The following is a 20,938-nucleotide window of genomic DNA, read 5'->3' as shown; positions in this document are numbered from 1 at the left end:
ACCCACCTCCACCAGCGTCATCAGGTCCGACACGGACTCAGACTCCCACCTGGGCCGGGAAGGTGGCAGGGGCGACGGCGGCGCGGAAGGCGATCCCGTGCCGCTGCTGCCCGTTGAACGTGCTCTCCCACGGCCGGGCCACCAGTCCCGGCAGCGCGACCGGAGCGCCGAGGGCCAGCCCCTCGCCCACACTGCTTTGCGGGATGGTCACCTCGAGCAGCGAGGACTCTTTGTCCTCGATGTAGACCACGCCGACCGTCATCAGCGGCTCACCGCTGTTCGCGTCGATGGCGACCTCCCCGGTCTGTCAGTCCTTGATCTTCGTTTCCGGAGCTTCGGTCAGCAGGATCGTTGCGCCGAGGTCTCCACACGGATGGAACGCAACGCTTTCTCCTACACTCATGACAGCTAGTCGTCTAGACAAGTGTCGTTCTGTGCACCCGAAGAACCGGGCACGAGAACCACTGTGCCACACAGCCTGGCTACTCGTCTATATGAGTTTGCCGAGAAGGCGTACGAGTCACGGGAGTTGGGCCGGCCCGGCCCGTGTCGCGACACCATCCGCCCAGGTCACGTGGCTGGAAGCTGGTATGCCAGCACGTACGCGTCCGCCGCCATCACCGTGTCGCAAACCTCGACGGCGCGTCCCTCGGTGTCGAACGCCGTGCGGACCAGATGGATCACCGGCACGCCGGACGCGAGCTGGAGCGTCTTGACCTCACTCGGTGCGGGCATCCGGGCGCGGATCTCCTCCTCGAAGTGGTCGAGGCGGTGGCCCAGTTCTTCGAGGCGGGCGTAGATGCCACCGGGGCCGGGGTTCGGCTCGGCGATGGGGGTGCCACGGGCGAGGTCGAGCGGGAGGTATGACGTGGCGAACTCGACCGGGCGCCCGTCGAGGAGATAGCGGCGGCGCCGGGCCAGTACGCGACGGGGGCCGCCGAGCCGGGTGGCGATGTCCTGGCTCGGCCGTTCTTCCTTGATCTCCAGGCTGTCCACGGTGGGGTGGCTGCCCGCCGCGTCGGCCTCCACGATGAACGCGGACTTGCCCTGTTCGCGGTGGCGGCGGGCGAATCGGTCGGAGGCGAGGCGCCGCACGGGCGGGCGGGGCCGTACGAAGACGCCCTTACCGTGCTCGGAGACCACCAGGCCCTCGCCCTGAAGGACGGACAGGGAGTTCCGTACCGTCATCCGGGAGACGCCGTAGTGCTCGACCAACTCCGTCTCGGACGGCAGCTTGTCGCCCTCGGCGAACTTGCCCTTGTCGATCGCTTCGCGCAACTGGTCGGCGATCTGGCGGAACACCGCGCGGTCGCTCGTCGGGTCCAGCGCCCCCAGGACGCCGGAGGGAAGAACGGGCATGCGTACTCCTTTAGATATCTAGACGAGTGGCCGACCTTTGTTGCTACGGTGGGCAGCCTAGCCACCCGAGAGGATCAGGTACGTGCCGATCGAGCGCCCGCACTCCGTGAGCGTCGCCGGGGTCATCGTCGATGACGCCGGTCGCGTCCTCCTGATCAGGCGCCGCGACAACGGCCACTGGGAACCGCCCGGCGGAGTCCTGGAGGCAGGCGAGACCATCCCTGAAGCGCTCCAGCGCGAAATCCTGGAGGAGACCGGCGTCAAGATCGCCGCGGCCGTCACCCTCACAGGTGTCTACAAGAACATGACCGGTCTGATCGTCTCGCTCGTGTTCCGCTGCGAGGCGATCGACGGCCACCCGACCACCGGCAGTGAAACCAGCGCTCTGCGCTGGGCCACTCGGGACGAAGTCTCCGAACTCGCGGACGAGGCGTACGCGATCCGCGTGCTCGACGCCCTGGACGCGATGTCCCCGCCGGCCGTGCGCGCGCACGACGGCGTCAAACTCGTCTAGCTCGACCCCTTCGCACATGGCCGCCCATCAGCAGAAAGCAACTTGTATGCACGAGTATATGAGTAGTCCGCGAGTCTGGGGACTGACTTGCCCGGGTTCACCCGAAGAAGTTGGCCGCGTACGCCGCTGGACCCGCGATGTCCTGCGCGATTCCCCCTATGCGGACGACGCGGCGCTGATCGTCACCGAGTTGAGCGCGAACGCCGTGCTCCACACCGCCAGCGGAGGCATGGGGGCCTTCCACGTCAGCCTCGCCGTCTCCCCCGCGGTGGTTTCCATCTCGGTGACCGACTCCGGGGGTACGAAGAGCGCACCGACCGTCGAGCACCCCGACGCCGAGGACACCCACGGCCGCGGCCTGGCCATGGTCACCGCCCTCGCCCACCACGTCGAAACCCGCGGCGACCAGCACGGCCACACCGTGACCGCCCACCTCACCCACACCAAGGACGCCTCATGACCCCCGGCCGACCGTCGACGGCGCCGCCCGCTACCCACGGCCTGTGGACGATCGCCCGCATCCAGAACACTTTGAGCAACGAAGTCCTGATCCGCCGCTTCCTCCTAGACCTCACCCACGCCCCCGAACACGAAGTGATGAACGTCTTCACGGCCTGGCAGAAGGTTGCTGCGGCGATCGAGCACCACTCACTCGAAGCGCCAGCCTTACCCGCATCCAGCCGACCGGCCGCGGAAGGACGGTGACCCATGAGCGGAGCAACGAAGGAACACCCGAGCGCGGGGCCGGGTGCGACGAGCCGGGGCGACGAACGGCTGACGTGGACCATCACCACGACCATCGGCTACACCGCGACCGGCTACCTGCCCGTGTGGGCGGATGACGACCCGAGTGCCACCGACGTACCGCCCCAGCGGTTCGCCACCGAGCTGGCCGACATCACCCACCACCAGGCGTTCTCCGGCCAGCTCATGGCGGTGTCCGTCACCGACGCCCCCGGCACCGAGACCGTCATCCTGAGCGGAAGCATCGACTGCGCCCCCTACAGCGAAGACCCCACCGCCCGCCTGCCCGTCGTCAACCTCCAGCTCGTAGACGACTACTGGCTCCACAACCTCGACCCCGACCAACTGGCCACCATCGCCACCCAACTCCGCACCCAGGCCGATCACCTGGACCACGAAGTACGCCCGGCCCTGATCGCTGCCCGAGACGACTGGACGACCCACCACAGCGCCTGACCACGAAACCCGCCCGCAGGCCCCGCCCGCCACCAAGCTCTACGGCGGCCGGGGCCTCTTCCATGTTCAATCGGCCACCGATGACCGAGTAACAACCTTCTCTACGGGTTCAAGGCACCCGGCGTCGCTGACGCTCCGCCGGGCGCGCGTCCGGCGTCCGGGCCGCGCCGCCGCTCCTGTCTCCGCCCCGCTCCGGCCCGGCCACGCCGAACGCGCCCACGACGGGCTGGCCGGTGGCATGAGGTGATCCCGTACAGGCAAGGTCAAGGCGATGCCTCCGGCGGGGGCGCTCAGGCTCCGGGATGAGCCCTCACCCGCCGGCGTCCGCCCGTTTCGTCGTGCTCAGGGTGAGTGCTCCCATCCCACCTGTCATCGACCCGGGCAAGCCGAGCAGTCGCGGCCCAGGGCGTCAAGGTCGTTCGTACAGTGGCGCGCTCCACCTTGACGCCCTGAACCACGCCCGCTCCACAAGAGTGCGGGCCGACGGCAGACGGGATGGGAGAGGGGCGAGTGGTGGGCTTGTGCCGAGTGACCGTCCGGCTTGCTAGGGAGCTCTGTTGGTCGATTGCACCGCGTGTCGGTCTCCCACAAAGGAGGTGGTCAGCTCGTAGCGCATAGCTCTAACAAGGTGACCTCGTTGATCGGTCAACTCGCTAAGCATGTCCTCACCAGTCAAGGCGGCCCCGGCAGTTGCGTAGAGCTTGGTTCGGAGCTCGTCCAGCACGGACAGGACTGGCGTACCCGCGATCACCGTGACTTCAACGTTGCTCCTGGCGAATGCACGGGATGCGTCCAAGTGCGCAGCGGCCAGCGGTGACGCCCGGCGGGCATCTTCTGATGTGGAGATGTCGAGCGTTCTCGGCAAACCACCGCTGTCGCGTATGTCGCGAATGACCTCGATCCACTCATCGATGTGCTCAAGGAAGCGGATGTATAGCGCCCGACGCTCCTGCCAAAGCATCGCCTCTCGTTGGTCGAATGTAGCCGACGTGGACTGTACGAGTGCCAACGTCTCCTGACGTGCGAGGTCATGCGTCTGCCAGTTCCGTTGCTCGTGGGATTGCCGGCGTTGGAGCACGTAGCCGACCAAAGATCCCAGCAGGGTTCCAGCGACTGCGATCACCGCAATGATGTACGGCTCCATGACTCCCCCAGCGACGCCTCGATCGGATCGAGCCAGGATGCCTCACGCGCTGCTGAGCTGTCCTTAGGCCGTGGAAGTCGCGCAGCAGTAATCAATGTCGTACAGCGGCGCAGTACAGCAACCGCACTGACCGCACTCGACTGTTCGCAGTCCTGAGTGGCCCTACGACCAGCCAAGAGGGCTAAGAGCAACCTCCGTGCCTGTAGTTCGCATCGAGCGGCGCATACATCAGCCGATGACTTGACTCGGACAGTTGAGGCTCCGCCACTCCTGTTCGATCAATCTGAGCCTTGCGATGGGGTCTGCGGAGTGGACTCCTTGACCAAACCGGGCAAGGCGACGATTGCGATCAGAGCTCCCGGAACTACCAACCACCACCAGGCGTGCTTGTTGACCACCGCGGCGCTAATAAGTCCAGCCGCAACTAGTAGCAGGATGATGGCGAGAGCGATACCAAAGGGATCGCGTGTTCGACTATCCTCGACGATCATCTTCTTGATCGTGTCATCGATGTGTACTCGCAGTGTGTCCCGCATGGTGCTGTCAGCCGGAAGTGAGGCAAGCAGATCAAGATCATGTTTCGCTCGTTCTCGGCTTCTGAGCTCTCGTCTCCGGGCCTGCCAAAGTCCCGCAAGGAGTGTGAGGACGGCAACTACGAGGGAGACGATCAACTGTGCAGACAAGAGCACCCCTTCGTACTTATCGCCACAGCGTACCGACCAAGAGGAGACCGCAGGGGCGTGGCGTCGCAGGACCCTACGCCATTTGGTGACGGATTCTCAGGTGTGTACGGTCATAGGACCGCCAGCCCCGCCGGTAGCAGTATGAGCGGCGCGAGAGCACCGGCCCGCCAAACTACGGTCCTCATCGCAGGGGCAATCAGATATGGCCCGATTGGCCGCCACCCCTCGGCGATACAGCAGCGAAGTACAGCAACTACAGCAACCGGTGGTGCCCGGATCCGACTCTCAGCGTCTCGACAACATCCTGTATGGCCGCTGTTGACCGTTCCAGCTAGAGCTACGGATCAGAAGGTTGCAGGTTCGAATCCTGCCGAGTGCACCACAGGTCAAAGGCCCCCAGGGATTCGTCCCTGGGGGCCGCTGCCATGCGGGCCTCGCACTGCTTCTGGCCGCCACGGCCGTGGGCGGTTTTCAACGACTTCCTGAGCAAGAAGGTCTACCAGCAGGCCACCCGCCCCGGACTCCGCCTGATCACCTGCGCCGGCACGTACTCCCGGGCCACCGGCTACAGCGGCAACATCGTCGCCCCGGTGGCGACGGCGTCTCCCGCGGCTACGTGGGTTGCGCCGTGGTGAACGGGAGGAGTTGAGCGGCGGTCTGCGGCGGCGACTCGATGAGGGGGCTGTGGCCGAGGCCGGGGAGCCAGTTCACCGTGGCGTGCGGGACGGTCAGGTAGTCGGCGGCGGAGGCGGCCCGCCAGCGGCGGTCCTGGTCGCCGAAGAGGACGAGGAGCGGTGTGCCGAGCGGCATCAGGCGGGCGGGGAGGGGGAGTTGGGCGAGGTACGCGGTGGAGGCGCCCATGGTGGCGGTGAGGGAGCGGAACGTCATGGCGCGGAGTTCGGCGAGCAGGTCGTCGGGGATGTCGTAGCCCTCGCGGAAGCCGCTGGCGGCGAGCCCGCGGATCTGGTCGTCGGTCGGCGGCCAGTGGGCGGGGTCCAGGGCCGGGGGCTCGGCCCCGGCTTCCGGGGCGAGGAACGCGTCGAGGCTCGGGCCGGTGTTGACGAGGGCGAGCGCGGTCACCAGGTCGGGGCGCTGCTCGGCGAGGGCCGTGGCCGTATAGCCGCCGCTGGAGTGGCCGACGACGACGGCGCGCGCGACGCCGAGACGGTCCAGGACCCGGGCGACGCGGCGGGCCTGCGCGGGGACGGAGTAGTCGGCGTCGAGCGGCTTGGGCGAGCGGCCGTGGCCGAGGAGGTCCACGCGGATGACGTGGTGGGAGCCGGTCAGGAGCGGGACCAGGGCGTCCCAGGAACGGGTGGACGCCGCCGAGCCGTGGATCAGGAGCAGGGCGGGGGCGTCACGGAAGCCGTCCTGGCATACGTGGAGGTCCTCGGCCTCGGTGTCGTCGGAGCGGCGAGTGCCGGTGTGCTGTGCGTTGGGAGTGGTCATTCGTCCACTGTGGGCGCCGGTCCGCGGCGCCGGCTTGGACGAATGTTCCCTCGCCTGGCCAGTGCGCGCCGCCCGCGCCGCCCGCGCCGCGTACGGCCCCCGTACCATCGAGCCATGCGCTCGGCAGCCTGGGAGGTCGCACGCCCCGAGCGGCCCGGCCGGGTCGCGGGCGTCAGCATGGCGGGGTTCCGCGTGCCCGGCGTGCCCGCCGGTGGCCTGCGGATGGTGCCGCACCCGGCCGTGATGCTGATCCTGGAATTCGGCGCGAGTTCGCCCCTGGTGGAGGACGGTGCCGGTCGGCGGCAGCGCGGAAGCCTGGTGGCGGGACCGGGGTTCGGCCTCGGCGGCGGGGTACGGGCGCGCGGCGAGAACGTGGCGTGCGTACAGGTCCGCCTCTCCCCGGTCGTCGCGCGTACGGTCCTGGGCGTGTCCCCGGCCGAACTCGGCGGCGCCATGGTCGCCTTGGACGACGTATGGGGACGGCAGGCGTCCCGCATCGGCGAGCGGCTGGACGAACTCCCCTCGTGGCAGGCCCGGTTCGCGGCCACCGACGCCTGGCTCAACCGGCTTCGCCAGCAGGCCCGTTCACCGGTCGACCCCGAAGTGGCCTGGGCCTGGCGCCGTATGGTCCGCAGCCGCGGCCTCGTCCGCGTCGACCACCTCGCCGCCGAGGTCGGCTGGAGCCGCAAGCGCCTGTGGACCCGCTTCCACGCCCAGCTCGGCCTCCCGCCCAAGCGCGCCGCCCGGCTGATCCGCTTCGACCACGCCGCCCACCGCCTGGTCGCCGGCCACCCGCCGTCGCACGTCGCGGCCGACACCGGCTACACCGACCAGTCCCACCTCCACCGCGACACCCGGACCTTCACCGCTCTCACCCCCGCGGCCCTCGCCGCCGAACCCTTCCTCACCATCGACCCCGTCGCCTGGCCCGCCCCGGCCGCCGCGCGCGACAGCGCGTGAGTCGGCACGGCACCCGCGGCCTGTCCGAACGCGGCTGGTCTTCCGTCCGGCCACGCCCTATATCTGGGGTATGACGACGTACTCGGCGGTGCGGACCACGGGCATCTACTGCCGTCCCGGATGCGGGGCGAAGCCGCTCGCCGAGAACGTCCGCACCTTCGAGCTGGCCGCGGCGGCCGAGGCGGCGGGGTACCGGGCGTGCCTGCGGTGCCGCCCGTACCGGGTGGCGGGGCCGATCGCGGCGGACGCGCCGGAGCTGGTGTGCAGGGCGGTCCGACTCGTCATCGACGGCACGCTCGACCGGGGCAACGAGACGGAGCTGGCGGCGCGGCTCGCCGTGTCGTCCCGGCACCTGCGGCGGCTGTTCCAGCAGCATCTCGGCGTGACGCCCGACCAGTTGGCCCGGTCGCGGCGGGCGCACTTCGCCCGCAGGCTGCTGGACGACTCCGAACTGACCATGGTGGACGTGGCGTTCGCCTCCGGCTTCGGCAGCCTGCGGCAGTTCAACCGCGACATGCGGCAGGTCTTCCGCGCCTCGCCGCGCGACCTGCGGGAACGGCGCCGCAAGGGTGACCGGCTCGCGGCCGACGGCGGGTTGAGCATGCGGCTGCCGTGCCAGGAGTCGTACGACTGGGACGCCGTCGTCGGCTGTCTCGCCGAACGGGCGGTGCCGGGCGTGGAGTCGGTCGAGGGGCGGACGTACCGCCGCACGATCAGCCTCGACGGCGGGGCGGGCGTACTGGAACTGGGTCCGGGCACCGCGCACTCGGGCGCCGAACGGCCGGGCGCCGTAACGCACTTGCTGCTCCGCGCCCATCTCCCCTTCTGGGAGGGCCTGATCCACGTGGTGGAACGCGTGGAGCGGATGGTCGGCACCGGCGTCACCGGCGTCAGCCATACGGGCGTGGATACGGATACGGATACCGATACGGTGCCGGGCGCGTGGGGCCCGCTGGAGACGGCGGTCCAGACGGTCCTGGCCCACGACAGCGGTACGGCCGCCGAGGCCGCCCGCCGTACGGGCGCCCTCGCGCACCACCTCGGCCGCCCGGTGCCCGGCCTCACCCACGGCCTGGACCGCCTCTTCCCCTCGGCCGACGTCCTGGCCGCCGCCGACTACGCGCCAACGGGCCTGCCGGAGAGCGCGGTTGAGACCGTGACGGCGCTGGCGCGGGCCGTCACGGCGGGCGAGGTGATCCTCGACGGCGGAGCCGAACCCGGCTCCCTCGTCGCCTCGTTGACCCGCGTCCCCGGCCTCGCCCCGGCCGCCGCCCGGACGATCGCCCACCGCCTCGGCGCCCGCCCCCGGCAGGCCGCGCTCCACCCGTAAAGCCCTCGCGCCCCGCCCGCCCGGGTCCGTAGCATCCGGCCCGTGCTGACGATCCCCAGTCGAGAACTGACCCCCGCTGACCACGAACTCATCGCGTACGCCCGCGCCGTCGTCGACGAGAACACCGACGGCGACGGCGGCGTCCACACCATGGGCGCCGCCGTCCGTGACGCGGACGGACGCATGCACGGCGGCATCAACCTCTACCACTTCACCGGCGGCCCGTGCGCCGAACTCGTCGCCCTCGGCCACGCCCGCGCCTGCGGAGCGCGGCAGTTGACGACCATCGTGGCCGTCGGCGACCGCGGCCGTGGCACCGTCGGTCCGTGCGGCCGCGACCGCCAGATCCTCTTCGACTACCACCCGGCCATCCGCGTCCTCCTCCCCACCCCGGACGGCGTCAGAAGCGTCCGCATCGCCGACCTGATGCCCCTCGCCGCCCTCTGGACCCCGGACGGGGGCACCCAGCCCTTCGACCCGGCGCTCTTCAGCGACACCGCGCCGGAGGATCTTCCACCTGGAAGGTGACCCCTTCGGCTTCGGCTTCGGCCGCGCCGCAGACGCGGAGCATGCGGTGTTGCGACGGGGTGCAGCGCACGGTCGTGCCCGGGGGGAGGCGGAGGGCGGCGGTGGCGCAGTGGGCGTCGAGGAAGGAGAGGGGGGTGAGGTCGAGGAGGGCGGGCGGGGGGTCGGCGGTGAAGGCGGCGCGGAGGGTGAGGCCGAAATGGAGGCGGGTGGCGAGGTCGGCGGTGCCGGTGAGGCGCAGGCAGCGGCCGGTGCGGTCGGCGTGGAGGGTGTCGAGGGAGGGCAGAACGGCGAGGGGGTGCAGGGCGGCGATACGTGAGAGCAGGGGCGCGGGGACGGCGCCGTGGTCGTACTCGCACATCGCGGTGAAGCCGGTCCTGGCGGAGAAGGGGGTCAACTCCGCTTCGTACGAGGAGAGTTCGGCCTCGGGGAGGCCGGAGTGCGCGGCGGCGGCCCACGTCATGTCGCCGACCACCCGCATGCCGGTGAAGCCGCGTCGCCGCGCCGTGCTGGTGCCCGCCGCCCAGAAGGCGGTACGGACAGCGCGGTCGAAGGCGCCGGACGCGGGGTCGTAGCCGGGGGATTCGGACGAGAGCGCCAACTGTCCGGTGTGCGCGCAGCGTTCGGCGGGGACGCCGTGCGCGGAGAGCCGGGCGAGGGCGTCCGGAGCGGCGGTGTCCCCGCCGGTGAAGATCATGACGCGCTCACCGAGGGCGAGGCCCGCGACGGTGAAGGCGGCGCGCACCGCCCACCGGTCGTCGTCGCTGTGGAATCCGAGGCAGGCGTGGTCACCGGGGCCCATACGGTCGACCGCGACCGCCCGCGGTATCGCCTCGCCCACCGACGTGCCACCTCCCATGGAGCGAACGTACGCCGCCCCCGCCAACCTTTCGGCCCGCGCACCGCATATCGGTCGCGGATGACGAGAAGTGCTCGGGAAGACGCCCTGTACGACCGCGGAATCGTTCACCTCCGACCGTCCGCCTCCGACCGTTCACCCCTCGACCCTTCTCCGCGCCGGAGGCGACCCCGATTCTCAGACGATTCACAGAATCGGCCAAGGCTCCTCTCATAGCGCGCGCACAGGGTGAACACCATGCCTTCCACATCGATGAGCACCGCCACCGCAGCCACCGCGACCGCGCACGCGGCCACCACCGCCACCGCCACCGACCTCGCGCGCCCCGACGGCTCGCCGGTGCGCGTCCTCGTCGTCGACGACGAGGCGCCGCTCGCCGACCTGCTGTCGATGGCGCTGCGCTACGAGGGCTGGCAGGTACGCACCGAGGCCGACGGCGCGGGCGCGCTGCGGGCGGCCCGCGAGACCCGGCCCGACGCGGTCGTGCTCGACGTGATGCTGCCGGACATGGACGGCCTGGAGGTGCTGGCGAAGCTGCGCCGCGACACCCCGGACGTCCCCGTGCTGTTCCTGACCGCGAAGGACGCGGTCGAGGACCGGATCGCCGGGCTCACCGCGGGCGGCGACGACTACGTCACCAAGCCGTTCAGCCTGGAGGAGGTGGTGGCCAGGCTCCGCGGCCTGCTGCGCCGCTCGGGCGCCGCCGCCGTACGCAACGAGTCGCTGCTGGTCGTCGGCGACCTCGTGCTGAACGAGGACAGCCACGAGGTCAGCCGCGGCGGCGACAACGTCCACCTCACCGCGACCGAGTTCGAGCTGCTGCGGTACCTGATGCGCAATCCGCGCCGGGTGCTGAGCAAGGCGCAGATCCTCGACCGCGTGTGGTCCTACGACTTCGGCGGCCAGGCCAACGTCGTGGAGCTGTACATCAGTTACCTGCGCCGCAAGCTCGACGCCGGCCGCGCCCCGATGATCCACACCCGGCGCGGCGCCGGTTACCTGATCAAGCCCGGCGAGCCCGCCGCCTGACGACCCCGGAAGCCGAGACGATGCCCCACGCCTCCCCACCCCAAGCCCCGCCCCCCGCGCCGCGCGCCGACCCGAAGCCCAACTCCCGTACCCGCAGGCGCGCGTGGTCCCGCGCCTGGTCCCGCCCCTGGTCCCTGCGCCGCAGGCTCGTCGCGTCCTGCGTCGCGCTCGTCGCCGTCGTGTGCGCGGTCATCGGCGCGGTCACCATATTCGCGCTGCACGACTACCTGTACGGGCAGCTCGACGGCAAGGTGCAGGACGTGGCGGTACGGGCGGCGGGGCCGCACGGCGGTCCCGGGGACGGTCCGGAGGCCGACCGCACGTCACGGCTCCCGCAGAGTCTGCTCAACGACCGGCCGTTCGGATTCCTGGCGGGCGGCGGCCAGCCCGGCGAGACCGTCGGGGCGATCGTCGGCGCGAACGGCACGGTCACGCGGGCCGCGGTCAGCGCGACACCGTCCGGCGGCGGCCCGCTCGAAGCGGACCCGCTCACCGCGCTGCAGACCGCCGCCTTCGCCTCCGTACCGAGGGACGGCAAGGCCCACACCCTCAGCGTTCCCGGCCTCGGCACGTACCGCGTCGAATCGGCGCAGCAGTCCTCGGACGGCAGCACCGTACTGGTCGGCCTGTCCACCAGCGGGATCGAGGACACCCTCAACACCCTGATCTGGGTGGAGTTCTCGGTCGCCGCCGCCGGTCTCGTCGCGGCGGGCCTCGCGGGCGCCGCGCTGATGCGGATCGCCCTGCAACCACTGCGCCGGGTCGCCGCGACCGCCACCCGCGTGTCCGAACTCCCGCTGCACAGCGGCGAGGTGGCGCTGCACGAACGCGTCCCCGACTCCGACACCGATCCGCGGACCGAGGTCGGCCAGGTCGGCGCGGCGCTCAACCGCATGCTGGGGCACGTGGGTTCGGCCCTGCACGCGCGGCAGGAGAGCGAGACACGGGTCAGACAGTTCGTCGCGGACGCCAGCCACGAGCTGCGTACGCCACTGGCCTCGATCCGCGGCTACGCCGAACTCACCCGCCGCGGCAGGGAACCCGTCGGCCCCGACACCCGGCACGCGCTCGGCCGGATCGAGTCGGAGGCCGGGCGGATGACGACCCTCGTCGAGGATCTGCTGCTGCTGGCCAGACTGGACGCGGGCCGCCCGCTCAGCTTCGCCGAGACCGACCTGTCGCCGCTGGTCGTGGACGCGGTCAGCGACGCCCGCGCGGCCGGCCGCGACCACGTCTGGCGGCTCGACCTGCCCGACGACCCGGCCACCGTGCACGGCGACGCGCAGCGCCTCCACCAGGTGCTGACCAATCTGCTGGCCAACGCCCGCACCCACACCCCGGCCGGTACGACGGTCACCGCCCGGGTCGTACGCGACGGGCCCGGCATCCTGCTCCAGGTCCAGGACGACGGCCCCGGCATCCCCGCCGAGCTGCGACGCCAGGTCTTCGAGCGGTTCGCGCGCGGCGACGCCTCCCGTACCCGAACGGCCGCCGCCGCGCGGTCCGGCAGTACGGGGCTCGGCCTGGCGATCGTGCGCTCGGTGGTCACCGCGCACGGCGGCGAGGTGTCCGTGGACAGCGTGCCCGGCCGTACGGTCTTCACCGTCCGGCTGCGCGCCGCACACTCACAGCCGCCGCTCAGGCTCGCCACAACGTCGTGACAGGGCGCCCGCCGAGGGTTGGATCATGCGAACCCAACTCGGCAATCTGCCCGCCCGGCAGCACCTGCCGGCCGCGGGCACAGCTCCGGAACACCCGGCCGGGCCCGGTGCCCAGGCGGTCCCGGTCCTCGACGTCGTCATCCCCGTGTACAACGAGGAGAACGACCTGGAGCCCTGCGTCCGCCGCCTGCACGCGCATCTGTCGGGCACCTTCCCCTATCCCTTTCGGATCACCGTCGCCGACAACGCCAGTACGGACCTGACGTCCGCGGTGGCGAAGGCGCTGGCCGCCGAACTCCCCGAGGTCGAGTCCTTCAGGCTCGAACAGAAAGGCCGCGGACGGGCGTTGAGGACGGTGTGGTCCGCCTCCGACGCGCCCGTGCTGGCGTACATGGACGTGGATCTGTCCACCGACCTCAACGCGCTGCTCCCGCTGGTCGCGCCGCTGATCTCCGGTCACTCCGACCTCGCGATCGGCTCGCGGCTCGCCCGCTCCTCGCGGGTGGTGCGCGGGGCGAAGCGGGAGTTCATCTCCCGCGCTTACAACCTGATACTGCGCGGCTCGCTGGCCGCGCGCTTCTCCGACGCGCAGTGCGGATTCAAGGCCATCAGGGGCGATGTCGCCCAGCGGCTGCTGCCGATGGTCGAGGACACCGGCTGGTTCTTCGACACCGAGATGCTGGTGCTCGCCGAACGCGCGGGCCTGCGCATCCACGAGGTGCCGGTCGACTGGGTCGACGACCCGGACAGCAGCGTCGACCTCGTCCGTACCGCCACCGACGACCTGCGCGGCGTCTGGCGTGTCGGCCGGGCCCTGGCCACCGGGCAGTTGGCGCTCGACCGGCTGCGACGGCCCTTCGGGGACGACCCGCGCGACCGCGAACTCACCGGCGTGCCCGCCGGGTTGGCGCGGCAGCTCGTCGGATTCTGCGTCGTCGGGGTGCTCAGCACCCTGGTCTACCTGGCGCTCTTCTCGCTCTTCCGGCTCGGCACCGGCTCCCAAGTGGCCAATGCCCTGGCGCTGTTGCTCTCCGCCTTCGGCAACACCGCCGCCAACCGGCGGCTCACCTTCGGCGTGCGCGGGCGCGACCAGGCCGTACGTCACCAGGCGCAGGGCCTGGTCGTCTTCGCCATCGGCCTCGCCCTGACCAGCGGTTCACTGGCCGCTCTGCACGCGGCGACCGCCCACCCGGACCACGGCACGGAGCTCGCCGTACTGATCGCGGCGAACCTCGCGGCGACGGTGCTCAGATTCCTGCTCTTCCGGGCGTGGGTCTTCCCCGAGAGCGAGACCGCCGGCGCGGCCTTCCACGACGGTGAGACGGCCACGGCGGCCTTCCACGACGGTGAGACGGCTGTCGGCACCGGGGCCGGAACCGGCCTCGTCGCGTACGAGACCCGGTCCGCCGAGCTCCCGTCCCACGAAACCCCTTCCCCCCGCGACGACTTGAGGAGGGCGCGATGAGCGCGCCGGGCAACACCACAGTGGACACGGACGTGTTCGGGCATCCGGTCGCGGAACCGGCGGCGCGACCAGCGGGACGCTGGGGAGGGCTCGCGCGGCGGACCTGGCGGGGCCGGGCGGAGGACGCCGCCTGGGTGCGCCCCGCGTTCTTCGCGCTGCTGCTCGGCACCCTGGTCCTCTACCTGTGGAATCTGAGCGCCGCCGGATACGCCAACTCCTTCTACTCCGCGGCCGTCCAGGCCGGCAGCCAGAGCTGGAAGGCGTTCTTCTTCGGCTCCTCCGACGCCGCCAACGCCATCACCGTCGACAAGCCGCCCGCAGCGCTGTGGCCGATGGCTTTGTCAGTACGGCTGTTCGGCCTCGGCTCCTGGCAGATCCTCGTGCCGGAGGCCCTGATGGGCGTGGCCACGGTCGGCGTGCTCTACGCGGCCGTACGCCGCCGGTTCAGCGCGGGCGCGGGCCTGATCGCGGGCGCGGTTCTCGCGCTCACCCCCGTCGCGGCGCTGATGTTCCGCTTCAACAACCCTGACGCGCTGCTGGCGTTGCTGATGGTCGTCGCCGTCTACGGCGTGCTGCGCGCGCTGGAGGACGCCCGGACGAAGTGGCTGCTGATCGCGGGCGTCGCGCTCGGCCTCGCCTTCCTGACCAAGACCCTCCAGGCGTGGCTGATCCTGCCGCCGCTCGCGCTGGTCTACGCGGTCTGCGCGCCGACGACGCTGCGCCGCCGTATCGGCCAACTCCTCGCGGCAGGCGGGGTGATGGTGGTGTCCGGCGGCTGGTGGGTGACCGTCGTCGAGCTGTGGCCGAAGTCGTCGCGCCCGTACATCGGCGGCTCGCAGGACAACAGCTTCCTGTCGCTGACCTTCGGCTACAACGGCTTCGGCCGGATCACCGGCAACGAGACCGGCAGCGTCGGCGGAGGCGGAGGCGGCGGCGGCGGCGGTGGTGGCGGTGGCGGTGGCGGCGGGATGTGGGGCGAGACCGGCATCGGGCGGCTCTTCAACTCCGAGATGGGCGGCCAGATCGCCTGGCTGCTGCCCGCGGCCTTCGTCCTGCTCGCCGCGGGACTGTGGCTGACCTGGCGCGCCAAGCGCACCGACACCGCCCGCGCGGCGTTCCTGGTATGGGGCGGCGCGCTGCTGATCACCTTCGCGACCTTCAGCTTCATGTCCGGGATCTTCCACCAGTACTACAACATCGCCCTCGCCCCCTACATCGCCGCCGTCGTCGGCATGGGCACGGCCCTGCTGTGGGCCCGCCGCACGCACATCGCCGCCGCGGCGGTGCTCGCCGTGACGGTCGCGGGCACCGGCGTGTGGTCGTACGTACTCCTCGACCGTTCCTCCGACTGGCTCCCGTGGCTGCGCGGCGCGGTCCTGATCGGCGGGTTCGTGGCCGCCGCGGGGCTGCTCGCGGGTGCGATGCCCGGGGTACGGGCCGCGGCCCGGCTCGGCGTGATCGCCGCGTTCGTCGGCGTCGCCGCGGCGCTCGGCGGGCCCGTCGCGTACACCCTCAACACCGTGAACACCGGGCACTCCGGCTCCATCGTGACCGCCGGGCCCGCCGTCCAGGGCGGCATGGGCGGCTTCGGCGGCGGCGGACGTCCCGGTGGCGGCGGCGGTGGCCGCGGCGGCATGCCGCCCGGCATGGGCGGCGGCACGACCACCAACGGCCAGGGGCAGGGCCAGGGCCAAGCTCAGGGCCAGGGCATGCCCGGCGGCGGCCAGACCGGCCAGACCGGCCAGACCGGCCAAGGCGGCCCCTTCGGCGGCGGCCAGAACGGCCAGACCGGCCAGACCGGCCAGACCATGCCCGGCACCGGCCGCACCGGCCAGGACGGCGCCCCCGGCGGCAACGGCGGCGGCATGGGCGGCCTGCTCAACGGCACCCAGGTCGGCTCCGCCATGAAGAAGCTGCTCCTCGCCGATTCCGGCGACTACACCTGGGTCGCCGCCGCGATCGGCTCCCAGAACCAGGCCAGCTACCAGCTCGCCACCGGAAAGCCGGTGATGTCCATCGGCGGCTTCAACGGCAGCGACCCCTCGCCCACCCTCGCCCAGTTCCAGAAGTACGTGGCCGCGGGGAAGATCCACTACTTCCTCGGCGGCGGCCAGGGCGGCGGCGGTGGCATGGGCGGCAGCGGTACCGCGTCCGCCATCACCACCTGGGTCGAGGCCCACTACACGGCCAAGACGGTGGGCGGCACGACGGTCTACGACCTCACCTCGCCCACGTCCTGACCCCCCGGGCCACGGCCCCCGACCGCGCCGCGGCGGCGCCCCGCACACCGGGGGGCGCCGCCGCGGCGCGTATTCCTTTACGTTCCTTTACGGCTTCGCAATCCGGCCCATGGTTGGCTGAATCCGGCGCGACACATGCGGTCCGAAACGGAGAGGAAGCCATGCGAGTGCTCATCGTCGAGGACGAGGTGTTCCTGGCAGAAGCGATCCAGACCGGCCTGCGCCGGGAGAGCATCGCGGCCGATGTCGTGCACGACGGTGACACCGCCCTCGAACACGTCGCGGTCAACGACTACGACGTGGTCGTCCTCGACCGCGACGTCCCCGGCACGCACGGCGACGACGTCTGCGCGCGGATCGTCGCCGACCACCCCCGTACCCGCGTGCTGATGCTCACGGCGGCGCGGACGCTCGACGACAAGGTCACCGGCTTCGAGCGGGGCGCGGACGACTACGTCGCGAAACCGTTCGACTTCCCCGAGCTGGTCATGCGGCTGCGCGCCCTGGAGCGGCGCAACCAGCCAGCCGCGCCCCCGTCCCTGGAGGCGGCCGGGGTCGGCCTCGACCCGTACCGCCGCGAGGTGAGCAGGAACGGACGGCAGGTACGGCTCAGCCGCAAGGAGTTCGCCGTCCTCGAACTGCTCATGCGGGCCGGCGGCGGGGTGCTCAGCGCCGAGCGGCTGCTGGAGAAGGCGTGGGACATGAACGCCGACCCGTTCACGAACACCATCCGCGTGACCATCTCCAACCTCCGCAAGAAGCTCGGCAGGCCCTGGGTGATCCAGACCGTCCCCGGCAGCGGCTACCGCTTCGGCGCCCCCGTACCCGACGCGACCGGCCGGGACCGGCCGTGACCGACAGGACGTCCCCCCTCGGCGTGCTGTCCTGGCGCCCGCGGATGACGATGCGCGCCCGCCTGACCCTCACCTACGCGACCCTCCTGACGGCCACCGGCGCCCTGATGCTCGGCACCGTGTACGTCTTCATGCGGTACGTGCCGACGTACGCGATCCTGCCGTCGAAGCTGGAGGACGGCACGTCCCTGCCGGGGGTGAAGGCCACCCCGTCGCCGGTCAGCCCCACCAGCAGGGACACCGACACGGCCTCTGCCCTGCACCTGAGCAGCGCCTCCGACATCCTCAACACGCTGCTGATCGTCTCGGCCGTCGTGCTCGTCGTCCTCGCGGTGATCGGCGCGGTGATCGGCTGGGTCGTCGCGGGCCGGGTGCTGCGCCCGCTGGCGGCGATCAACTCGGCCGCGAAGCTCGCCGCGACGGGCGCGCTCGACCACCGCATCGGCATGCGCGGTCCCGGGGACGAGGTGCACGACCTCGCGGACACCTTCGACGACATGCTCGAAAAGCTCGACAGCTCCTTTCAGGCGCACCGCCGGTTCGCGGCCAACGCCTCCCACGAGCTGCGGACCCCCCTGGCGGCCAACCAGACGATGCTGGAGGTCGCGCTGGCCGACCGCGAGCCCGACCCCGAGGCCGGCTACCCCGAACTGCGCAAGGTCGCCGAGCGCGTCTACCGGACCAACCGGCGCAACATCGAGACCGTCGACTCGCTGCTCACCCTCGCCGAGATCGGCGCGCGCGGCGTCCGCCGGGACAACCTCGACCTCGCCCGGATCGCGGCGGACGCGCTGCGCGACCTGCACGACGAACTCGACGCCTCGGGCGTCCGGGCCGAGCTCGGCCTCCGCCCCGCCGCGGCCGTCGGCGATCCCGTGCTCCTGCACCGGGCGGTCGCGAATCTCCTCCAGAACGCGGTGCGGCACAATGCGGCGGGCGGCTCGCTCCAGGTGCGTACGGGACCGGCCCCGGACGGCGGCGCCGAGGTGCGCGTGGCCAACACCGGACCGGTCGTGCCGGAAGGCACTGTCGCCTCCCTCACCGAGCCGTTCGTGCGCGGCACGGGACGTACGGGCGGGCAGCGGCATCACGGCCTCGGCCTGGCGATCGTCGCCGCCGTCGCCGAGGTGCACGACGCAGCGCTCGACATCGCCGCGAACCCCGGCGGCGGGCTGACCGTGACGTTCGCGCTGCCCGCGCGCGATGTCGTCAGACGCGATGTCGTCAGACGCGATGTCATAAAAACCTAAGAAAATCCCTTGACTCCCTCGCAACCGGGGGATCGGTGGACTGTCCGGGACGAGCGGCACCACGGGGTGCCGCGCCGAAAGGACGACACCATGTTCCTTACGAAGCAGCGCCGGCGCCTGCTCGGGTCCGTGGCCGCGCTCCCGCTGACGATCGTGCTCCTCGGGGCCTGCGGCGGCGGCAACGACGACGGCGGCGGCACGGCTGACACCGGCAAGCCCACCGCCAAGGCGAAGAGCTTCGAGGACTGGCAGCTCGCCTTCTCCGCGTGCATGCGCGCCGAGGGCATCGACTTCCCCGACGCGGGCAAGGGCGGCCTCTCCGTCACCGAGTCGCAGGACGCCTCGGACATGGCCGCGCTGGAGAAGGCCAGTACGAAGTGCCGCGGGACGCTCGGCGACCCGCCGCCCGTACCCGGTACGCAGAACAAGTCGGACGAGCAGTTGCAGGAGGACGCGCTCAAGAGCGCCAAGTGCTTCCGTGACAACGGCGTCGACGTCCCCGACCCGGGCAAGGGCGTCATCGGCCTGACCGTCCCGCAGGACGCGCCGAAGGACGTGGTCGCCAAGTGCGGGAGCGGCGGCAACGCGGACATGGGGGGCGTGCGCCCCAATGGCTAGGAAACGCTTCGCCGTGACCGGCGCCGCCCTCGCGGTGGTCCTGCTGCTGGGGGGCGGCGGCGCCGCCGGGATCTACGCGTACGGCAGGGACCGTTCGCCCGCGACCGCCGAGGAGACCCCGCACGTCGACACCGCGCCGGTCGAGCGCGGCACGCTCACCGGTACGACCAAGAACTCCGGCACCCTCGCCTTCGCCGTCGCGCGCGACATCGCGGGCGGGCTGGACGGCACGGTCACCCAACTGCCCGCCACCGGAACGCGGATCAGGCTCGGCCAGCGGCTCTTCGCGGTCGACAACGTGCCGGTGTTCCTCTTCCGCGGGCCGCTTCCCGCCTGGCGCGCCTTCCGCGCCGGGATGGACGACGGGCCCGACGTCAAGCAGTTGGAGCGCAGCCTCGCCAAGCTCGGGTACTTCGGCCTCGAACCCGACGAGAAGTTCACCGCGCGCACGGCGGAGGCGGTCCGCGCCTGGCAGAAGGCCACGGGCCAGCGCCGTACCGGCACCGTCGAACTCGGCCGGGTCGTCTTCGTGCCGGGGGACGTACGCGTCGCCGCCGTGAAGGTGTCCGTCGGCGACCGGCTCGGCGCGGGCGCGCCGGTCCTCGGCATCACGGGACTCGACAAGAAGGTGGACGTCGACCTCAAGCTCGCCGATCAGCAACTGGCCGTCGTGGGCGGCAAGGTGACCATCGACCTGCCCTCGGGCACGTCCACGAAGGGCACGGTCACCGGTGTCGGGGTGCCCACGGAGAAGGAGGGCGGCAGCGGCAAGGCCGTGGTGATCCCCGTCGTCGTCTCGCTGGCCGACCCCGCCGCGGTGGGCGCGCTCCAGCAGGCGACGGTGACCGTCGAGTTCCCCTCGGCGACGCGCGAGCACGTGCTGTCCGTACCCGTCGGCGCCCTCCAGGCCCTCGACGGCGACCGGTTCGGCGTCGAGGTCGTCGGCCCCGACGGCAGGACCACGCGCGTCCCCGTGAAGACCGGCCTGTTCGCGGGCGGCCGGGTGGAGATCTCCGGCGACGGCGTCGCCGAGGGTCAGAGGGTCGTGGTGCCGGGACTGTGAGCGCCACCAGAGAAAGCAGTGAGCCCGGCGCCATCATCGAGCTGCGCGACGTCGAGCGCGGTTACGGCGAACCGCCGGTGCTGGCGTGCGCGGGGGTGAGCCTGACCGTGCGGAAGGGCGAACTGGTCGCGCTCGTCGGCCCCAGCGGCTCCGGCAAATCGACCCTCCTCAACCTGATCGGGACCCTCGACCGGCCCACCGCGGGCTCGGTCACCATCGAAGGGGTGGACGTGAACGACCTCTCCGACCGCGCCCTTTCCGCCGTGCGCGCGCACCGGATCGGGTTCGTGTTCCAGCAGTTCCACCTGGCCGACGGCGTCACCGCGCTCGACAACGTGGCCGACGGGCTGCTCTATTCGGGCGTCCCCCGCTCCGAGCGGCGCGAGCGCGCACGGGCCGTCCTCGACCGCGTCGGGCTCGCCCACCGCCACGACCACAAGTCGAACCAGCTCTCCGGCGGCGAGCGACAGCGCGTCGCCATCGCGCGCGCCGTGGTCGGCGACCCGCCGCTGCTCCTCGCGGACGAGCCGACCGGCAACCTCGACTCGGCCTCCGGCGCGGGCGTCGTCGAGCTCCTCCACGAGATCAACGCCCAGGGCACCACCGTCCTGGTCATCACCCACGACACCGACCTCGCCGCCCGCCTGCCCCGCCGTATCGCGATCCGCGACGGACGAGTCCTGTCGGACTCGAAGTCGACGGGGTCGGCCGGGACGGCCGGGACGGCCGGGGAAG

General features: G+C 71.5%; 21 protein-coding genes and 2 pseudogenes. 17 read left to right on the top strand and 6 right to left on the bottom strand.

Translation table 11 applies throughout. The features are described from left to right. Window positions 1-37: 37 nt before the first annotated feature. A pseudogene (locus tag BGM09_RS28115) lies at window positions 38-384 on the bottom strand (hypothetical protein). A gap of 186 nt (window positions 385-570) precedes the next feature. Beyond that, the gene (locus BGM09_RS28110; protein WP_188284507.1) at window positions 571-1,359 is read right to left on the bottom strand and encodes a GntR family transcriptional regulator; all 789 of its coding nucleotides are present in this window, start codon (window positions 1,357-1,359) and stop codon (window positions 571-573) included. 106 nt (window positions 1,360-1,465) lie between these two features. Between BGM09_RS28110 and BGM09_RS28105 the strand changes: the two genes are divergently transcribed. The 4 genes from BGM09_RS28105 to BGM09_RS28090 are packed head-to-tail and all read left to right on the top strand — an operon-like array spanning window position 1,466 to window position 3,073. Next, window positions 1,466-1,873 carry an NUDIX hydrolase gene (locus BGM09_RS28105; protein WP_188284538.1) on the top strand — a complete coding sequence of 136 codons (408 nt, stop codon included), beginning with the start codon at window positions 1,466-1,468 and terminating at the stop codon, window positions 1,871-1,873. Window positions 1,874-1,919: 46 nt separating this feature from the next. After that, the gene (locus BGM09_RS28100; protein ID WP_188284506.1) at window positions 1,920-2,333 is read left to right on the top strand and encodes an ATP-binding protein; all 414 of its coding nucleotides are present in this window, start codon (window positions 1,920-1,922) and stop codon (window positions 2,331-2,333) included. Continuing rightward, window positions 2,330-2,578 carry a hypothetical protein gene (locus BGM09_RS28095; RefSeq protein WP_188284505.1) on the top strand — a complete coding sequence of 83 codons (249 nt, stop codon included), beginning with the start codon at window positions 2,330-2,332 and terminating at the stop codon, window positions 2,576-2,578. The genes BGM09_RS28100 and BGM09_RS28095 overlap by 4 nt, the downstream gene beginning before the upstream one ends. A gap of 3 nt (window positions 2,579-2,581) precedes the next feature. Beyond that, a complete protein-coding gene (locus BGM09_RS28090) occupies window positions 2,582-3,073 on the top strand; it encodes a DUF6907 domain-containing protein (RefSeq protein ID WP_188284504.1) in 492 nt (163 codons plus the stop codon). A 544-nt stretch (window positions 3,074-3,617) separates the two neighbouring features. On the opposite strand, the gene BGM09_RS28085 is transcribed toward BGM09_RS28090, so the two are convergent. Together BGM09_RS28085 and BGM09_RS28080 are read right to left on the bottom strand one after the other, a co-directional pair. Beyond that, on the bottom strand, window positions 3,618-4,217 hold the full coding sequence (locus tag BGM09_RS28085) for a hypothetical protein (protein WP_188284503.1): 600 nt from the start codon (window positions 4,215-4,217) through the stop codon (window positions 3,618-3,620). Window positions 4,218-4,495: 278 nt separating this feature from the next. Further along, complete coding sequence (locus BGM09_RS28080) at window positions 4,496-4,708, bottom strand: hypothetical protein (protein WP_188284502.1); 213 nt, start codon at window positions 4,706-4,708, stop codon at window positions 4,496-4,498. 617 nt (window positions 4,709-5,325) lie between these two features. Here BGM09_RS28080 and BGM09_RS28075 point away from each other — a divergent pair. Then, window positions 5,326-5,535 (top strand): hypothetical protein, encoded by a 210-nt coding sequence (locus tag BGM09_RS28075; protein WP_188284545.1) that lies wholly within the window; start codon window positions 5,326-5,328, stop codon window positions 5,533-5,535. Here the strand turns inward: BGM09_RS28075 and BGM09_RS28070 are convergent. Continuing rightward, window positions 5,513-6,349 carry an alpha/beta fold hydrolase gene (locus BGM09_RS28070; protein ID WP_188284501.1) on the bottom strand — a complete coding sequence of 279 codons (837 nt, stop codon included), beginning with the start codon at window positions 6,347-6,349 and terminating at the stop codon, window positions 5,513-5,515. The genes BGM09_RS28075 and BGM09_RS28070 overlap by 23 nt on opposite strands. A 114-nt stretch (window positions 6,350-6,463) precedes the next feature. Here BGM09_RS28070 and BGM09_RS28065 point away from each other — a divergent pair, with 114 nt between their 5' ends. From BGM09_RS28065 to BGM09_RS28055, 3 genes are all read left to right on the top strand, one after another. Beyond that, the gene (locus BGM09_RS28065; protein ID WP_188284500.1) at window positions 6,464-7,309 is read left to right on the top strand and encodes an AraC family transcriptional regulator; all 846 of its coding nucleotides are present in this window, start codon (window positions 6,464-6,466) and stop codon (window positions 7,307-7,309) included. Window positions 7,310-7,379: 70 nt separating this feature from the next. Then, window positions 7,380-8,639, top strand: a complete 1,260-nt coding sequence (locus tag BGM09_RS28060) for a helix-turn-helix domain-containing protein (RefSeq protein WP_188284499.1) — start codon at window positions 7,380-7,382, stop codon at window positions 8,637-8,639. Window positions 8,640-8,681: 42 nt separating this feature from the next. Beyond that, window positions 8,682-9,167: a cytidine deaminase gene (locus tag BGM09_RS28055; RefSeq protein ID WP_188284498.1), complete on the top strand. Its 486-nt coding sequence runs from the start codon at window positions 8,682-8,684 to the stop codon at window positions 9,165-9,167. Here BGM09_RS28055 and BGM09_RS28050 read toward each other — a convergent pair. Beyond that, window positions 9,127-10,023 carry an MEDS domain-containing protein gene (locus tag BGM09_RS28050; RefSeq protein ID WP_188284497.1) on the bottom strand — a complete coding sequence of 299 codons (897 nt, stop codon included), beginning with the start codon at window positions 10,021-10,023 and terminating at the stop codon, window positions 9,127-9,129. The genes BGM09_RS28055 and BGM09_RS28050 overlap by 41 nt on opposite strands. 252 nt (window positions 10,024-10,275) lie before the next feature. Between BGM09_RS28050 and BGM09_RS28045 the strand changes: the two genes are divergently transcribed. The 9 genes and pseudogenes from BGM09_RS28045 to BGM09_RS28005 form a co-directional block, all read left to right on the top strand. Beyond that, a complete protein-coding gene (locus BGM09_RS28045) occupies window positions 10,276-11,052 on the top strand; it encodes a response regulator transcription factor (RefSeq protein WP_188284537.1) in 777 nt (258 codons plus the stop codon). A gap of 20 nt (window positions 11,053-11,072) precedes the next feature. Further along, window positions 11,073-12,713: a sensor histidine kinase gene (locus BGM09_RS28040; RefSeq protein WP_188284496.1), complete on the top strand. Its 1,641-nt coding sequence runs from the start codon at window positions 11,073-11,075 to the stop codon at window positions 12,711-12,713. 25 nt (window positions 12,714-12,738) lie between these two features. Beyond that, window positions 12,739-14,178, top strand: coding sequence for a bifunctional glycosyltransferase family 2/GtrA family protein (locus BGM09_RS28035; RefSeq protein ID WP_188284495.1), 1,440 nt, complete (start codon window positions 12,739-12,741; stop codon window positions 14,176-14,178). Continuing rightward, window positions 14,175-16,418 (top strand): ArnT family glycosyltransferase, encoded by a 2,244-nt coding sequence (locus tag BGM09_RS28030; RefSeq protein WP_188284494.1) that lies wholly within the window; start codon window positions 14,175-14,177, stop codon window positions 16,416-16,418. Before BGM09_RS28035 ends, BGM09_RS28030 begins: the two co-directional genes overlap by 4 nt. 161 nt (window positions 16,419-16,579) lie before the next feature. Beyond that, complete coding sequence (locus BGM09_RS28025) at window positions 16,580-17,272, top strand: response regulator transcription factor (protein ID WP_188284493.1); 693 nt, start codon at window positions 16,580-16,582, stop codon at window positions 17,270-17,272. Then, window positions 17,269-18,522, top strand: coding sequence for a HAMP domain-containing sensor histidine kinase (locus tag BGM09_RS28020; RefSeq protein WP_317452927.1), 1,254 nt, complete (start codon window positions 17,269-17,271; stop codon window positions 18,520-18,522). The genes BGM09_RS28025 and BGM09_RS28020 overlap by 4 nt, the downstream gene beginning before the upstream one ends. A 90-nt stretch (window positions 18,523-18,612) precedes the next feature. Continuing rightward, on the top strand, window positions 18,613-19,140 hold the full coding sequence (locus tag BGM09_RS28015; RefSeq protein ID WP_188284492.1) for a hypothetical protein: 528 nt from the start codon (window positions 18,613-18,615) through the stop codon (window positions 19,138-19,140). Beyond that, a complete protein-coding gene (locus BGM09_RS28010; RefSeq protein ID WP_188284491.1) occupies window positions 19,133-20,203 on the top strand; it encodes an efflux RND transporter periplasmic adaptor subunit in 1,071 nt (356 codons plus the stop codon). The genes BGM09_RS28015 and BGM09_RS28010 overlap by 8 nt, the downstream gene beginning before the upstream one ends. A gap of 32 nt (window positions 20,204-20,235) precedes the next feature. After that, window positions 20,236-20,925 (top strand): annotated as a pseudogene (locus tag BGM09_RS28005) (ABC transporter ATP-binding protein); the annotation flags it as partial. Window positions 20,926-20,938: the final 13 nt, after the last annotated feature.

The sequence above is a fragment of the Streptomyces sp. CBMA29 genome (assembly GCF_014596445.1).
Classification (GTDB): Bacteria; Actinomycetota; Actinomycetes; order Streptomycetales; family Streptomycetaceae; genus Actinacidiphila.
Note: the sequence above shows the minus strand (reverse complement) of the source record. Positions and strands in the feature narration are given on the sequence as shown.

Excerpts from the sequence above, each read along its gene's own strand:
- BGM09_RS28110 (WP_188284507.1), bottom strand. The coding sequence starts at position 1,359 with ATGCCCGTTCTTCCCTCCGGCGTCCTGGGGGCGCTGGACCCGACGAGC.
- BGM09_RS28100 (WP_188284506.1), top strand. The coding sequence starts at position 1,920 with ATGCACGAGTATATGAGTAGTCCGCGAGTCTGGGGACTGACTTGCCCG.
- BGM09_RS28095 (WP_188284505.1), top strand. The coding sequence starts at position 2,330 with ATGACCCCCGGCCGACCGTCGACGGCGCCGCCCGCTACCCACGGCCTG.
- BGM09_RS28090 (WP_188284504.1), top strand. The coding sequence starts at position 2,582 with ATGAGCGGAGCAACGAAGGAACACCCGAGCGCGGGGCCGGGTGCGACG.
- BGM09_RS28085 (WP_188284503.1), bottom strand. The coding sequence starts at position 4,217 with ATGGAGCCGTACATCATTGCGGTGATCGCAGTCGCTGGAACCCTGCTG.
- BGM09_RS28080 (WP_188284502.1), bottom strand. The coding sequence starts at position 4,708 with ATGATCGTCGAGGATAGTCGAACACGCGATCCCTTTGGTATCGCTCTC.
- BGM09_RS28075 (WP_188284545.1), top strand. The coding sequence starts at position 5,326 with ATGCGGGCCTCGCACTGCTTCTGGCCGCCACGGCCGTGGGCGGTTTTC.
- BGM09_RS28070 (WP_188284501.1), bottom strand. The coding sequence starts at position 6,349 with ATGACCACTCCCAACGCACAGCACACCGGCACTCGCCGCTCCGACGAC.
- BGM09_RS28065 (WP_188284500.1), top strand. The coding sequence starts at position 6,464 with ATGCGCTCGGCAGCCTGGGAGGTCGCACGCCCCGAGCGGCCCGGCCGG.
- BGM09_RS28060 (WP_188284499.1), top strand. The coding sequence starts at position 7,380 with ATGACGACGTACTCGGCGGTGCGGACCACGGGCATCTACTGCCGTCCC.
- BGM09_RS28050 (WP_188284497.1), bottom strand. The coding sequence starts at position 10,023 with ATGGGAGGTGGCACGTCGGTGGGCGAGGCGATACCGCGGGCGGTCGCG.
- BGM09_RS28045 (WP_188284537.1), top strand. The coding sequence starts at position 10,276 with ATGAGCACCGCCACCGCAGCCACCGCGACCGCGCACGCGGCCACCACC.
- BGM09_RS28040 (WP_188284496.1), top strand. The coding sequence starts at position 11,073 with ATGCCCCACGCCTCCCCACCCCAAGCCCCGCCCCCCGCGCCGCGCGCC.
- BGM09_RS28035 (WP_188284495.1), top strand. The coding sequence starts at position 12,739 with ATGCGAACCCAACTCGGCAATCTGCCCGCCCGGCAGCACCTGCCGGCC.
- BGM09_RS28030 (WP_188284494.1), top strand. The coding sequence starts at position 14,175 with ATGAGCGCGCCGGGCAACACCACAGTGGACACGGACGTGTTCGGGCAT.
- BGM09_RS28025 (WP_188284493.1), top strand. The coding sequence starts at position 16,580 with ATGCGAGTGCTCATCGTCGAGGACGAGGTGTTCCTGGCAGAAGCGATC.
- BGM09_RS28015 (WP_188284492.1), top strand. The coding sequence starts at position 18,613 with ATGTTCCTTACGAAGCAGCGCCGGCGCCTGCTCGGGTCCGTGGCCGCG.
- BGM09_RS28010 (WP_188284491.1), top strand. The coding sequence starts at position 19,133 with ATGGCTAGGAAACGCTTCGCCGTGACCGGCGCCGCCCTCGCGGTGGTC.